This window comes from Streptomyces avermitilis MA-4680 = NBRC 14893, from assembly GCF_000009765.2.
Classification (GTDB): Bacteria; Actinomycetota; Actinomycetes; order Streptomycetales; family Streptomycetaceae; genus Streptomyces; species Streptomyces avermitilis.
The window spans coordinates 39,537-52,120 of sequence record NC_004719.1 but is presented as its reverse complement, the minus strand read 5'-3'; the positions used below and the strand labels follow the sequence as shown (position 1 = coordinate 52,120).

Sequence of the window (12,584 nt, the reverse complement as noted above, 5' to 3'; positions counted from 1 at the left end):
TGTCTAGTCGTGGTGGGCGGCGGCCGACGCGAACTTCAGGCCCGCGTCTTCCTTGGCGGCCATGTCCTGGCCGTAGATGCGGGCGACCATCGCGGCCGCGAGCGTGGCGGCCTCCTTGGCGATGCCGCACTGCTCGGCACACCGTTCGGCCTGCTGCTTCATGCGGGCTGCGGAGTCGGCCAGGTCCGTGATCAGGTTGGTGACCTGGGTGGAGATGTTGTGGTCGCCGATCAGGTCGGTGGCCATGTCCCGCAGGGCGTCGGCGACTTTGGCCAGCGCCTCCGCCAGGGCTTCGGCCCGCTCCTGGTCCATGCCGGCCTGGATGGCGATGTTCGCCATCTCCATCAGGAACTCGTCGAACGTGATGTCCGTCCGGTGCTGGACACCGAGGCCGCCCGCGCCGGACGGGCTGCTGACTTCCGAGCTGCTCACGCTGCTCCCTTCCGTGCTGGTGGGTCGGCTGGTGCCGGGCCGTGCGGTGTGCTTCTCCGGCGTGGGCGGCAGGCCCCTCACGCCGGTCGTGACGGCCGCGGGCTTGTCGGGGACGATGTCCGCGTCGACGATGTCGTCCTCGCCCTTGCTGTCCGTGCGCGGCGGGCGGGTGGGCCGGCCGGGAAAGTCGACCGTCGGGGTGGAGTCCTCCTCGCCGAACGGGCTGGCCGCCGGACGGCCACGCCGACCGGTACGACTACGACCCGTACGACCACGCCCCGTCCGACTGGTGCGCCCCGTGCGGCGGGTACGTCCGCGCCGTCCGGCCCGGCCCGTGCCGCCGGTGCGCCGACGCCGGAACCGGCGCCGCTTCTTCGCACCGTCAGACGCCCCGTCACCGGCCGTTGAGTCGGCGCCCGGCGCATCGCCCGCCTTGCCGTCCTTCGCGGCGCTGGAGGCCCCGTCGGGGCCGTCCTTGGCGGACTTCCCGTCCTTGCCGTCGGTGCTCTTGCCGTCGTCGGTGCCCTTGCCCTTGGAGTCCTTGTCCTTGGTCAGGCTCACCTTCTCGGTGCCGGCCTTGGCATCTTTCGCGTCCGCGGCGGCCTTCGCGTCGGCGCGGCGCTTGTCGAAGCGGCGCTGGGCTTCCTCACCGACGGCCTGACCCAGCGTGGTGCGGCCCGAGTCGGCCGACGCCGCGGCTTCCCGCTTCGCCTTCCGTGCCTCCGCCCGCTCCGCCTTCTTGGCCCGGCGGCCCTCCCACGCCTGCTGCCGCTGGGCGCGCGCCTGGTCGCGGTCCTTGCTCCGGTCCGCGACACCGGCGGCGTGCCCGGCGCTGCGCCGCTCCTGCCGCCCGGCCTGCCGGACCCCGGCGCGCTCCTGGCGGCCGCGGGCCCGCTCGGCACGAGCGCCGGACGCCTGACTGGCCCCGTCACCACGGGAGTTGCCGTTCCGGCCGGAGCTACCAGAGCCCGCCTGAGAGCCTTTCGACCCCCCGGACGAACCGCTGCGCCCAGGACCGGATGCACGGCCGCCAGAGCCCGCCTGGGACCCCTTCGTGCCGCCCTTGCCGCCTCCGCTCCCCCCTGCCGATCCGGACCCCGAACGCCCGCCGGGGCCACCGGAGTTGGGACCGCGCGAGCCGCCGGAGCGGTTCGACCCCGGGCCCGAGTTGTTGTGGGACGGACCGCTGCCGCCACCGCCGCGCGAGGACCCGCCCCCGCCGCCGGCCTTCGAGCGGCCCTTGTCCGCCCCCAGGCCGGAGCCGGACGCTTTCGTGCGGTCGGCGTCGGCCTTTCCGCGCGCCGCCGCCTTGTCGCCCTTCGCTTTCATCATCGCGGCGTGGAGCTTTCCGTTCTGCTCCATCATCGCGACTTCTTGCGCGGTGCGGCCCTCCAGCAGCGCGGCCTTCCGTGCTATTTCAGCCTCACGGAAAGGCGTTTCGCTTTCATGATTGGCCCGCGCCATTTCCAGCCGGAATTCCAACCAGTCACCGAGACGGTCAGCGAGAGAACGAGGCTGTTCGTATTCGCCTTCCTCGCATTCGCCGTCATCTTCGCTGATTTCCGGTGCTGTAATTCCTTCAGAGCGCAGGGCCGCTGACGGGTCCGGTGCTGCCGGAATCGTCGGCAGTTCCATCGTCATCTCTTCCGGCGACTCCGGCGGCGCCGGGGGAATGTCTTCCGGCGGCGGAATGGTGTCGCCGTAATCCGGGATCGGCGGTGGCACGTACGTGGAATCACCGCTCCAGGGGCCCTGGACCAGGGTCCCTGTGCCGTCCTCATCGGACACGGTGCGCCTCCCTCCTGGGACTTGACAGAGCGTGGGATCTTGTGTGCACGCGTGTGCACGTGCACGTGTGCACGCTTTACGCGCGCGAGGCCCCGCCGGAGCCCGGCGGGGCCTTCGCTGGTGACGTTCAGTTACGCGGGGGGTGCTTCGCCACGACCTGCTCCGCGTACTGCAGCAGGTCGTTCCAGATCCGTCCGTTGCCCTCCACCCGCTGGTCCAGCGCCGTGATGAACAGGCGGCAGATCAGCGCGAATCCGGAGTAGACGTCGCCGCGACCGGCTTTGACGTCCTTGGACATTCGGGATCGTGCCAGGCGGAGCCAGAATTCCATCAGCCCTGCCTCGCCGCGAGATTCGCGGGCTTTCTTCGCCTCTTCCTTCAGCCAGTTCTGACGCCGTTCGGCGGACCGTTCGGCACTGCTGAGGGGGCGGTTCACGCCGACTCCCGACCGAGGTCGTAAATCGACGTGGGACCACCATATCCGGAATTCTCGCTCTGCGCACCCTGCTGCGGCGGGTTGGGTGCGGCCTGGAGCGTCGGCGGGTTCTTCTTACGCTGCTTTTCCAGCTCCTTTTCCTTCCTTCCCTTGACCGTATTCACCACGTTCTCGTCGTGGGCGCGGCGCTTATAGGCGCTCTTTTCCAGGCCCTCGGTGAGGTTGTTCAGGTTCTTGAGCACGTTCCCGAGGGCCTTTTCGACGGGCATCGCGCGCATCCTGGCGTGGTACCAGCGGTCGCCCTCCACGTGCGTCTTGCGCAGGTGCACGCGGGTCTCGATCGCGAGGGTCTCCAGGTTCTTGCCGATGTCCAGCAGGACCCGCTGAACGTCGGCCAGGTACCGGGCGGTTGCCTCCGGGCTCTGCGCGACGTCGCGCAGAGGTGCGTAATTCGGGTCGCTGTTGCTGTTCACGGCGGGGATTCCCTCCTGGTGTACTGGTGGGGCTGTCGACTGCTTCCGGCAGTCGCAGCGAGGGCCAGCCCACTTCCGATGGGCTGGCCCTCACTGCTGTGTGCCGGACGGCGGATCAGCGCAGGTGCTTGTCCGCGTCCTCGGGACGCAGCAGGCCGGCCTCCTTCAGCAGTCGGACTGCGCGGGACTGGTTGACGCTGAGCTTGGTGCGGGCCTGGTAGAGGGTGACGAAGCCGTCCTCATCACGCGGCAGGTTCTGTACGAGCGGCAGGAGTTCAGCGTCCGTCCGTACAGGCGTACCGGGACGGTCCGCACCCGCCGCACCGCTGGTTCCGGTTGCAGGAGAAGACGCGGCACCCGTACCTGTACGGGCCTCCGGAACACCGTCACCGCCGGACTGTGTACGGACGCTGACCGACCCGGTACGCGCCTGTACGGCCGCACTGGCCGTACCGGTACGCCCCGCAGCCGCTGTACCTGTACGCCGCGCCCCGTCGGGGGTGGTGTGTACGCCGTCTGTACGGTCGCTGTACGGCCTGGTCACCGCCGCTTCGGACCCGTCATCGTGCGGCGGGTGCGAGGCGGGGCGTACAGGGTCCGTACCGTCGCGTCCGGTGCCCATTCCCTGCGGCCGGACCGTGCTTCGAGCGGTGTACAGGTCGGGGCTGGCGGCCCCTGTACGGCTGGACGACGTGCCGTCCGTTCCGTCGGTACGCCGGTGCGTACCTGTACGGGCGGGCGTTCCGTTTCCGCTGTCCGTACCGGTACGGCCGCCCGCAGCAGCCGTACTGCCGTGCCCGTTCGTACCGTCGTCGTGCATGAGCGTGTGGACGCGCCAGATGACGGCCACGAAGATCAGTACGACGAACGTGGTCAGCTGCCACGGTGCCGACTGGCCTTCCTTGACGATGTGGGCCTGCTCGGACAGGTGGTACGTCACGTTCGCCGACGCCATCAGCAGCAGCGCGTAGGGGATGTCCTTCTTGGCCCGGAACGCGGTGACGCAGTAGACGTCGATGCTGACCGGCAGCAGCGGGGCGACGTACTGGTTGATGCCGACCATGCGGGCCAGCTCATACTCGCCGGAGGCGGCAAGACCGACGCCGGCGGCGAGCGCGATCCACGGGGCGGTCTTCCACGCCTTGCGGCTGAGGTTCTGCTGCCAGCCCCGGAAGCGGGAGTTGGCCCGCTTCGCCGCCCGGGCCTCCTCGAGCAGCCGGCGGGCGCGGGCCTCATCGGCCTGCGCCCGGTCGGTGATGCCCTTCGCCTTGCGCTCCGCCTCCGTGGTGATGCGGTCGGCCTCCTTCTGGGCGGCCTCCCGCAGCTGCACCGCGACGGTCTTGGCTTCCTCCCGCAGCCGCTCGCGCTGCTTGTCGCACGCCTGCTTGAGCCCGGCGAGTTCATCGGCGAGGGCCTTGCGCTTGGCGGCGGCCTCCGTGTCGAACTGGTCGGTGAGCTCGCGCAGCTTCTCGCGCAGCTCGGTGCGGACCTGCTCCGCCTCGGTGTGCGCGGCGGCAACATAGCTGTCGGCTTCGCGGCGCCGGTCGTCAGCGGCCTTGACCGCATCCGCGTACAGCGCCTCCGCCTCCGCCCGGCGGCCGTCGTAATGTTCGGCCGCCGTCGCCGCGAGCTGGGCGAACCGCTCGCGGGCCTGGTCGACCTCCCGCTGCGCCGCGGCCACCAGTTCGTCGGCCTGCTCCTGGGCGCGGGCAAGGATCTGCCCGGCCTCAAGGCGGCGCTGGTCGACCAAGGCGCTGATCTCGGTGAGGTCGGCTTCGGCCATGCGCCGCAGCTCGGCAACCGCCTTGCCGGTCGCCTCACGGTCGGTGGCGGCCAGCTCGGTCAGGTCGGCGACCTGCGCGCGGGCCTCCTTGACGAGGGTCTCGGCACGGTCGCGGGCTTCCGTCAGGAGCCGGTCGGCCTCGCCGCGCGCGGCCTCCAGGTCGCTCTTGGCCGCCGTGCGCTGGGCGGTGACCTCCTGACCGGCGTCGGCGGTAATGCCCGCGGCACGGGTCTGCGCCTCGGTCATCAGCGCGGTGACCTTCGCGTGCGTGTCGGCGACGGTGCGCGCGGCCGCGCTCTCGGCTTCCGCCTGGAGGGCGGCGGCCTGCTCGCGTGCGGTGTCGATGACGTCGGCGGCCCGGTCCCGGGCGTCCGCGACGGGGGCCGACGCCTCGAAGTCCACCTCCGCCTCCGTGGTCCCGGCCGGGGTCTCGGGAGCGTCGGGGGTGGGGGAGGCGGTGGGCTGCGGAGCCGGACGGGTTGCCGCCAGCTTCTTACGGGCGGTGGGCCTCTTGTTGCGGGTTCGAGTGGCGGCCACGCCGCCTCCTTCCAGGTCGATGCCGCCCGGGGGCGGCGGTTCACGGGTGGTTCGGTCAGTCGCGCTGGGCGGGCAGCTCCGGCCGCTGGTTGGCGGTCGCGTGCTGCTGGGTCAGCCAGGCGATGGCGGCCGCGGTCATGTCGTCGGCCGCGCCGTCGGTGTTGAGCGGGGCGGTGTCGATGTCGCGCATCGCGTCGACGGCGGGCAGCAGCCGCATGTAGTCCGCGTTGGCGTAGTGGACGAAGCGGCCGGTGGCCACGGCGACCAGGTCGTAGGTGCCCTCCAGCCAGGTCCGCTGGACCCGGCACACGAAGGTGTGGCCGGCCTGCCCGGTCCAGAACATCTCCGGGTCGCGGTACAGGACGAACTGACCCTGCTTGAACTTGATCGCGGGGGTGGTGCTCTTGGCGCTGTCGCGCACGGCAACTCCTTGGCGGGTCACGTGGTCCGGGCTGTCCGGCTCCCCGTCACCGCCCGACCCGGCCGCCAGCGTTCGGCGGTCGGTGCGGGCAGATCAGGCAACCGTCAGGCCACGACCGCGAGGTGCCGGTGCGGGGCGACGACCTGGCCGTCGGGGAGCAGCTCCCCGGTGTCCTCGAAGAGCAGGACGCCGTTGCACAGCAGGCTCCAGCCCTGCTCCGGGTGGGCGGCCACGACGTGCGCGGCCTCGCGGTCCGAGCTGGTGGCCGACGGACACGTCGGGGTGTGCGTGCACAGTGAGTCCGACAGCCGGGTGGAGCCGGTTGCAGTCGTCGCGGTGTCGAGCTGGGTACTGCTGCGCATGGGCTCTCCTGCGGGGATGCGGGCCCGAGACTTTCCCGGGCTGGAGACGTGCGAAAGGCCGGCCGCCCGCACCACGGGCGTCTGGCCTGGTTGAACAGCGTGGTGCGAGAGGGGAGTTGACTGTCGCTCCCGTACGGATGGCGTCAGGCGGAGGCGGCCGCAGCGCGCTCGCGGGCCTCGCGGCGCTTGAGGGAACGGCGCTCCTTCTCGGACAGCCCGCCCCACACACCCGCGTCCTCGCCCCGCTCCAGCGCACCCTGGAGGCAGCTCTCCATGAGCGGGCAGCGACGGCAGACGGCCTTGGCCTCCTCGATCTGGAACAGCGCCGGGCCGGTGTCGCCGATCGGGAAGAACAGCTCGGGGTCCTCATCGACGCAGGCGGCGCGGGACCGCTCGATCGCGTCAGTGGAGACCGGCGCGTAGGCGTGGCTGCGTACGACGGCGACGGACACTCGCTTCATGTGGGCCTCCCAAAAGATCCGTGTACGAGCCAGCCCCGGGGCGGAATCCCCGGGACTGGCTCGTGTATTGGCGGCGGGCTGAGCTACTTGGCGTCGATGTGGCAGCGGATCTGCTTGCCCACCGGAGAGGACACGACGTCCCAGCCAGGCGCCAGCATGTCCAGCAGACCCAGGCCGCGCCCGGACTCCGCGGTCTCGCTGTCCATCGCCACCGCGCTGCGGTGAGGCAGCAGATCGGCGGCGGGGTCGTGCACGTTCACCTGGACGCTGCGCCCGGTGACGTACACCTCTACGACCAGCGGCACGTGATCACCGCAGGCCCGCACGGCGTTGCCGAGCAGCTCCGAGACGAGCCACTCAGCGGTGTCGGCGGTCGCCTGGCCGGCCCCGTACGCCATCGGCACCGACACGGTCAGACCGCGCACCGTGCTGAAGGCGACCTCGGAGGCCGTGATGTGGGCGACGAAGCCACGGTCGCGGTGCTGGACGTACAGGCCGGGGACGCAGGCCGGAAGCGCCGGCCGTTGCGAACGGCGCTGGTCGTCCATGCGGGTTCGGCGCAACATGTCGTCCATGTCCGGGCTGCTGTCTGCCCGTGCACCAGGAGGCGCGGGAGATGTCATGATGGGACTCAAGGTTTTTCCTCTCACGGATTGACCTGCTGAACGGCCCTGGGGCGCAATCCCGGGGCCGCTCGTTTTGGCTGGTCGTACGAGCAGCCACGGCCCCGGCCGACCCGAGGTGATCGGGTCGGCCGGGGCCGTGGTCGTTCGTGCGGGTCGGTTCAGCGCTCGGGGCGCTTGGGGTGGAGCGTGGTCAGCGGAACCGCGGGGCCCTCCGTGGGAGCGTCACCAGCGGGCACCGCCCGGCGGTTCTTATCGGCGTCTGCCACGCGCGGCAGCACCGCGTCCCAGTCGGCCACGCGCCCTGCCAGCGTGCGCTCCGCGCGAGCCCGCAGGGTCCGGTCGGTCTGCGGACTGAACGCCTTGGGCAGCACTGCGGTGGCTTGGCGGCTGGAGGCTTCCGTGATGGCGTCGGCCAGGAGCTCCCGCCACTCAGCGATCGTCAGATCGAGCTTCACTCGCCGGTTGCTGCCGTCACATCGGCGGGGTTCGGCGGTGCCGGCGCGGCCGGTGTGGTGGGGGACCAGCTTCGGGTTGCGGCCGTCGTGCCCGGTGATGGGGCACCAGCGACTGCAGTTCGGGCAGACCAGGCTCTCCGTGCCGGGGAGCAGGTCGATGTCGATGGGGGGCAGCTTCGAGACGGTGATCGCGGGGAGGCTGCTGACCTGCTTCGTGCGGGTCCGGGTCGGACGCTTGCGGGCCGTGGGCATCGCGGACGTGATGGTCATGCGGGATCTCCTTGTGTACGGAGGGGAGGGGCTGCGTCGCGGTGCTCTCTCCGCCCGCCAGGCGCACGGGAGACCCGGCGTCCTGGGGGACGGACAGCGCATCAGCGCTGCGACGTGCATGCAGGTGAGTCGAGAACCCGGGGGATTTAGTGGTGCATCAACCCCGGCCACCCCGTGAGGGGCGGACGACTTCCTGCGGTCTTGCGGTGGTGCAGGGTGCGTAGCCCTGTTCAACGGATCGTTAGGGCTATCGCTATCGCCAAGTAGAGACCATGCGGCAACGCCGAGTCAATAGCGATAGCTCTATTCGTGTTGATCGCTTGTGCTCGCCCATCGCTGACTGATAGAGCTAGCCCTAGAATCAGACCCGAGCAGCACTCCGAAAGGTGGCTCCGATGCCCGTCTCGTATCGCGACATCGCCGCTGACCTGCGACAGCAGATCAGCCACGGGCGGTACGTGCCGGGCGACAAGCTGCCGATGCTGACCGAGCTTCAGACGCAGTACGGCGCGGGCTACCAAACGGTGCGGAGCGCCATCGCTCTTCTGGAGCAAGAGGGCTTGGTCATCGCGGTACGCCGAAGAGGGACGATCGTTCGGGAACGTCCGGAGAAGCGACGCATCACCCGGTCGCGCCAGGTCTTCCGTGACGAGATCGGCTACTACTTCGACCCGACCGCCCAGTCGTGGGCGGCCCTGGAGACGCCCACCCTGCGGTGGGGCATCGTGCCGGTCGATCTCGCTGCCCTCATGGGCCTCGCCACCGGCGCCGAAGTCTTCATCCGGGACCGCGTGATGGGCGACCCCGAGACGAGGAAGCCGAAGCAGTTGGCGACCAGCTACCTGCCGGCCGAACTCGCTCGAGGAACCCTCCTCGCCGAAGCCGATACCGGCCCAGGAGGTATTTACGACCGGCTGGAGGAGATGGGACATCGACCCCTGCGCTGGAGCGAGAGCGTCTCGGCTCGCATGCCTTCCCCTGAAGAAGCCGAAGCCCTGAACCTTCCTGCCGACGTAGGCGTTCCGCTCTTGCGCGTCGTACGAGTCACGACCTCGCCCACCGGCGAAGTCGTTGAGCTCAACGACACCCGGATGAGCGCCGAAGAGTTCGAGATCGGCTACTCCATCCGTCGTCACGCCAGTGCCCGGCTCTCGGATGCGGACGAAGACGGAGACGAAGAAGACCACTGAAGAACACCTCCCTGACCGGGCTTGACTGCTTGCAGTTCGGTTCTAGGCCCGGGGGAGTCATGAGTTCCAGATCTGACATGTGGCCTGACGAACTGGCCACATCAGCCACAGGATTGGGGCGGGATGGCACAGAGGCCAAGGGAGTTGACGCCCTGGGTGTCGCCCTTGCACAACTGGGGTTACGAGCTGCGGCAGCTCCGAAAGCTGCGAGGGTGGAGCCTGCGCGACCTGTCGCAGCGAGCGGTGCTCGACCACAGCCACCTGGGGCGATTCGAGCGCGCCGAACGGAAGGCCGACCGCTCACAGGCCGCACTCCTGGACCAAGTCCTGGGCGCGAACGGCATGTTATTCCGCCTGTGGGAGCGGATCGACGACGGACGTGGCCATGTGGCCAATTCGCCGGTTCATGTGGCCAAGTCATCAGTTGATCTAGCTTTGGGCTTGCCAGACCAGGCAGCGTCGGACGGTGAGGGGCTCTCTGTCCCGTGTCGTCTACGTGATGGGTCGGTGGTTTGGGTGGCTCTGGATCGGCGTGCGCTGCTGCGCACTGGGGTGGGGCTTGGAGCCGCTGCCGCGGTCGGAGTGGGTTCGCCGGCAACAGCGGACTCGAGCGCTGTACCAGGCTTGGTCCGCAAGGCGCGGGCCGCGTCAGCGTACGGGTCCACGCCGGTGGAGCACCTGCGCCGCACCCGCCGCCTCCTGATCGACAGCGACAACCTCCTGGGGCCTCGGCAAGTCGTCGGCGCGGTACGCGACCACATCCAGGTCATCCAGGAGCTGCGGCGGGACGCCAAAGGCATCGACCGGCGCGACCTCATGGAGCTGCAAACGCAGTACGGAGAGTTCCTGTCCTGGATCTACCAGGATCTGGGCAACCCGGAGGCGGCGTCGTACTGGCTGGACCGGGCAATGCAGTGGTCGCACACGGTCGGAGACACCGATCTGAGCACATACGTCATGGCCCGCAAGGCGCAACTGGCCGGTGACACAGCGGATTTGGTCGACGTAGTCGACCTCGCAGAAGCCGCGCAGCGCATGGCGCGCCCGCGCAGCCGGCTCGCCGCCGTCGCGCGCACGTATGAGGCGTACGGGCACGCGTTGCGCGGCGACGCTGACGAGAGCGAGCGCGCCATCGACGACGTCCGCAACGCCCTCGATGGCGCGGCCGCCGACCCCACTCCGTGGGGCGTGTGGCTGTCCGCCTCGTATGTAGAGATCCACCGCGCTCAGGGCCTGGAGGCCCTCGGCAAGCACGACCAGGCCGCAGATGGGTTCGCCGCTGCGATCCGGATGATGCCGGACGGCTACCACCGCGACCGCGGTGTCTACATGGCGCGGCAGGCCGTGGCTCTGGCCGGCGCCCGGGTGCCGGAGCAGGCCGCTGCGGTCGGTATGAACGCGCTGATGGTCGCGGGAGACACGGGATCGGGCCGGATCACGAACGAGCTCACTCGGCTCGACAAGGCCCTGACCCCCTGGCAGCGCGTGCCGGAGGTCGAAGAGTTCCGCGCCGCCTTCGACTCCACCCTTGTCCACGAGACAGAAACGGAAGCCTGATCAGATGACCGCCCGCCCGTACGTCCTGCTCTCCGCCGCCATGTCGGTTGACGGCTACCTGGACGACACCAGCCCCGAGCGGCTGCGCCTGTCCAACGCGGAGGACTTCGACCGCGTCGACCAGGTCCGCGCCGAATCCGACGCCATACTGATCGGCGCGAACACCATGCGCCGGGACAACCCGCGTCTGCTGGTCAACAGCGACGAACGGCGCGCTCAGCGCGTCGCCGACGGCAAGCCGGAGTACCCGCTGAAGGTCACGGTCACCCAGTCCGGCGACCTCTCCGCCGACCTGAACTTCTGGCACCACGGCGGCGACAAGCTGGTGGTCACCGTGGACAGCGCGGTGGAGAAGGTGCGCGCCACCCTGGGCGACCTGGCCGACGTGGTCGGTGTCGGCCCCGAGCTCGACTGGGGCCTGGTCCTCGATGAGCTCGGGCGCCGCGGCGTCGGCCGGCTCATGGTGGAGGGCGGTGGCACCATCCACACGCAGCTGATGGCCGCGAACCTCGCCGACGAAGTCCACCTCGCTATCGCCCCGCTCCTTGTCGGCCAGCCCGAGGCGGCTCAGTTCCTGGGCGCCGCGGACTATCCGGGCGGGTCGACCGCCCGGATGAAGGTGCTGGAAGTCCGCGCGATCGACGACGTCGTGTTCGTCCGCTACGCGCCCAAGGAGCGCGGCTGATGTACGCGCGCGGTGACATTCGGCGGTGACATCCGGATGTCACCGCCGAATGTCACCGCGCGCGTACATCAGCCGCGCTCCTTGGGCGCGTAGCGGACGAACACGACGTCGTCGATCGCGCGGACTTTCAGCACCTTCATCCGGGCGGTCGACCCGCCCGGATAGTCCGCGGCGCCCAGGAGTTGATCCGGATGTCACCGCCGAATGTCACCAGACACCTAGTCAAGTCCCATGCCACGCTAGCCGCGTCCGCGCTGCTGCCCGACCTATAAGGGGGTGTGAAGTGCCTATACGACAGACGACTTTCCCGTGTGGCGGGCAATTTACTGCGCGCTTCCCGTCTGGCGGGCTCGGCATTCCGGGCACCTCGGGCGTTGTGCGAATTCGCCTCGCAGTTCTATCCGGTCGTGCGGTTAGGCTGCTCGCAGACGTGATCCATAACGGCGAGAACCCCCGGGACCGGGCCTGGTCCACTGGGGGCTCTCGAACGGGGCGAAGCTCCGTTGGGCGACACACCTTGATGGGAGGTGCTCGCGGGATGAAGGTTACCCGCACGCGTGGAACCACACGCGCAGCTACGCCGTTCTTCAATCGCGATCACGCCATCCGGGCTGTACGCGCGCATGCTGACGCCAGCCTCCGGATTCAGGGGGTTGGGATGACCTAGTGGCCATCGGCCGCGCGCGCCAAGAAAAGGTGGACTAGCCATCCCCTTCGGCCTCGCGCGGCCCGTCTACCGCCTGGAATAGCCACCAGAGCGGTCCGCTCAGATCCCGGCTGCTACCGGTTCTGAGCCGCGGCTTATCAAGCCGCTCATTTCGATCCGGCCCCTCATCAGGGCCATTGCACTGCACTGCACTGCACCACCCGCGGGCCCCCGCCAAGGGGCTTCGCGGTTCGTTCCGAGGCCCGGCCAAGGGCTTTCGGAACACCAGCACCAAGTCGTCAACGGAAGGAGATCCGCCTCTGGCCTTCGTACTGTCGCCCGCTCCTCACGGAGGGGGCTCACCTGTCCCGCCACACGAGCCATCGAGATCGGCCCCGGCCAAGGGGCCCCTCTGCGTTGATCCATATGGAAGGTCGGTATCGCCATAGTGCACGAGCGTGA

13 protein-coding genes and 1 pseudogene are annotated in these 12,584 nt (G+C 69.7%); 5 read left to right on the top strand and 9 right to left on the bottom strand.

The window, feature by feature from the left end; genetic code table 11:
• Positions 1-3 precede the first annotated feature (3 nt).
• Complete coding sequence (locus SAVERM_RS45185) at positions 4-1,797, bottom strand: hypothetical protein (protein WP_037652105.1); 1,794 nt, start codon at positions 1,795-1,797, stop codon at positions 4-6.
• Here SAVERM_RS45185 and SAVERM_RS00220 point away from each other — a divergent pair.
• Complete coding sequence (locus tag SAVERM_RS00220; RefSeq protein ID WP_137951625.1) at positions 1,771-2,031, top strand: hypothetical protein; 261 nt, start codon at positions 1,771-1,773, stop codon at positions 2,029-2,031. The genes SAVERM_RS45185 and SAVERM_RS00220 overlap by 27 nt on opposite strands.
• Before the next feature lie 316 nt (positions 2,032-2,347).
• On the opposite strand, the gene SAVERM_RS00215 is transcribed toward SAVERM_RS00220, so the two are convergent.
• The 8 genes from SAVERM_RS00215 to SAVERM_RS00180 all read right to left on the bottom strand — a co-directional run bounded on the left by SAVERM_RS00215 (position 2,348) and on the right by SAVERM_RS00180 (position 8,044).
• Entirely contained in the window at positions 2,348-2,656 is a 309-nt protein-coding gene (locus tag SAVERM_RS00215; RefSeq protein ID WP_011109700.1) for a hypothetical protein, read from the bottom strand.
• The gene (locus SAVERM_RS00210; protein ID WP_011109699.1) at positions 2,653-3,129 is read right to left on the bottom strand and encodes a hypothetical protein; all 477 of its coding nucleotides are present in this window, start codon (positions 3,127-3,129) and stop codon (positions 2,653-2,655) included. Before SAVERM_RS00210 ends, SAVERM_RS00215 begins: the two co-directional genes overlap by 4 nt.
• A 115-nt stretch (positions 3,130-3,244) precedes the next feature.
• Positions 3,245-5,449: a hypothetical protein gene (locus tag SAVERM_RS00205; RefSeq protein WP_011109698.1), complete on the bottom strand. Its 2,205-nt coding sequence runs from the start codon at positions 5,447-5,449 to the stop codon at positions 3,245-3,247.
• A 55-nt stretch (positions 5,450-5,504) separates the two neighbouring features.
• Positions 5,505-5,870 carry a hypothetical protein gene (locus SAVERM_RS00200; RefSeq protein ID WP_107083113.1) on the bottom strand — a complete coding sequence of 122 codons (366 nt, stop codon included), beginning with the start codon at positions 5,868-5,870 and terminating at the stop codon, positions 5,505-5,507.
• A gap of 104 nt (positions 5,871-5,974) precedes the next feature.
• Complete coding sequence (locus tag SAVERM_RS00195) at positions 5,975-6,166, bottom strand: DUF5999 family protein (RefSeq protein WP_277915171.1); 192 nt, start codon at positions 6,164-6,166, stop codon at positions 5,975-5,977.
• A gap of 209 nt (positions 6,167-6,375) precedes the next feature.
• Complete coding sequence (locus SAVERM_RS00190; RefSeq protein ID WP_011109695.1) at positions 6,376-6,693, bottom strand: WhiB family transcriptional regulator; 318 nt, start codon at positions 6,691-6,693, stop codon at positions 6,376-6,378.
• Positions 6,694-6,776: 83 nt separating this feature from the next.
• Positions 6,777-7,268 carry an ATP-binding protein gene (locus SAVERM_RS00185; protein ID WP_242432207.1) on the bottom strand — a complete coding sequence of 164 codons (492 nt, stop codon included), beginning with the start codon at positions 7,266-7,268 and terminating at the stop codon, positions 6,777-6,779.
• Positions 7,269-7,477: 209 nt separating this feature from the next.
• Positions 7,478-8,044: a hypothetical protein gene (locus tag SAVERM_RS00180; protein ID WP_048894380.1), complete on the bottom strand. Its 567-nt coding sequence runs from the start codon at positions 8,042-8,044 to the stop codon at positions 7,478-7,480.
• A gap of 395 nt (positions 8,045-8,439) precedes the next feature.
• On the opposite strand from SAVERM_RS00180, the gene SAVERM_RS00175 reads away from it, so the two are divergent.
• The 4 genes and pseudogenes from SAVERM_RS00175 (at position 8,440) to SAVERM_RS00165 (ending at position 11,476) form a co-directional block, all read left to right on the top strand.
• Positions 8,440-9,234, top strand: coding sequence for a GntR family transcriptional regulator (locus SAVERM_RS00175; protein WP_037652099.1), 795 nt, complete (start codon positions 8,440-8,442; stop codon positions 9,232-9,234).
• 123 nt (positions 9,235-9,357) lie between these two features.
• Positions 9,358-9,564 (top strand): annotated as a pseudogene (locus SAVERM_RS44015) (helix-turn-helix domain-containing protein); the annotation flags it as partial.
• A gap of 339 nt (positions 9,565-9,903) precedes the next feature.
• A complete protein-coding gene (locus SAVERM_RS44010; RefSeq protein ID WP_242432211.1) occupies positions 9,904-10,791 on the top strand; it encodes an NsdA family TPR-like regulatory protein in 888 nt (295 codons plus the stop codon).
• A 4-nt stretch (positions 10,792-10,795) separates the two neighbouring features.
• Positions 10,796-11,476 carry a RibD family protein gene (locus tag SAVERM_RS00165; RefSeq protein WP_011109690.1) on the top strand — a complete coding sequence of 227 codons (681 nt, stop codon included), beginning with the start codon at positions 10,796-10,798 and terminating at the stop codon, positions 11,474-11,476.
• Positions 11,477-12,584: the final 1,108 nt, after the last annotated feature.

Bases quoted from the DNA above. Each gene is read 5' to 3' on its own strand.
- SAVERM_RS45185 (WP_037652105.1), bottom strand. From the start codon at position 1,797: ATGATGGAGCAGAACGGAAAGCTCCACGCCGCGATGATGAAAGCGAAG.
- SAVERM_RS00190 (WP_011109695.1), bottom strand. From the start codon at position 6,693: ATGAAGCGAGTGTCCGTCGCCGTCGTACGCAGCCACGCCTACGCGCCG.
- SAVERM_RS00185 (WP_242432207.1), bottom strand. From the start codon at position 7,268: ATGGACGACATGTTGCGCCGAACCCGCATGGACGACCAGCGCCGTTCG.
- SAVERM_RS00180 (WP_048894380.1), bottom strand. From the start codon at position 8,044: ATGACCATCACGTCCGCGATGCCCACGGCCCGCAAGCGTCCGACCCGG.
- SAVERM_RS00175 (WP_037652099.1), top strand. From the start codon at position 8,440: ATGCCCGTCTCGTATCGCGACATCGCCGCTGACCTGCGACAGCAGATC.
- SAVERM_RS00165 (WP_011109690.1), top strand. From the start codon at position 10,796: ATGACCGCCCGCCCGTACGTCCTGCTCTCCGCCGCCATGTCGGTTGAC.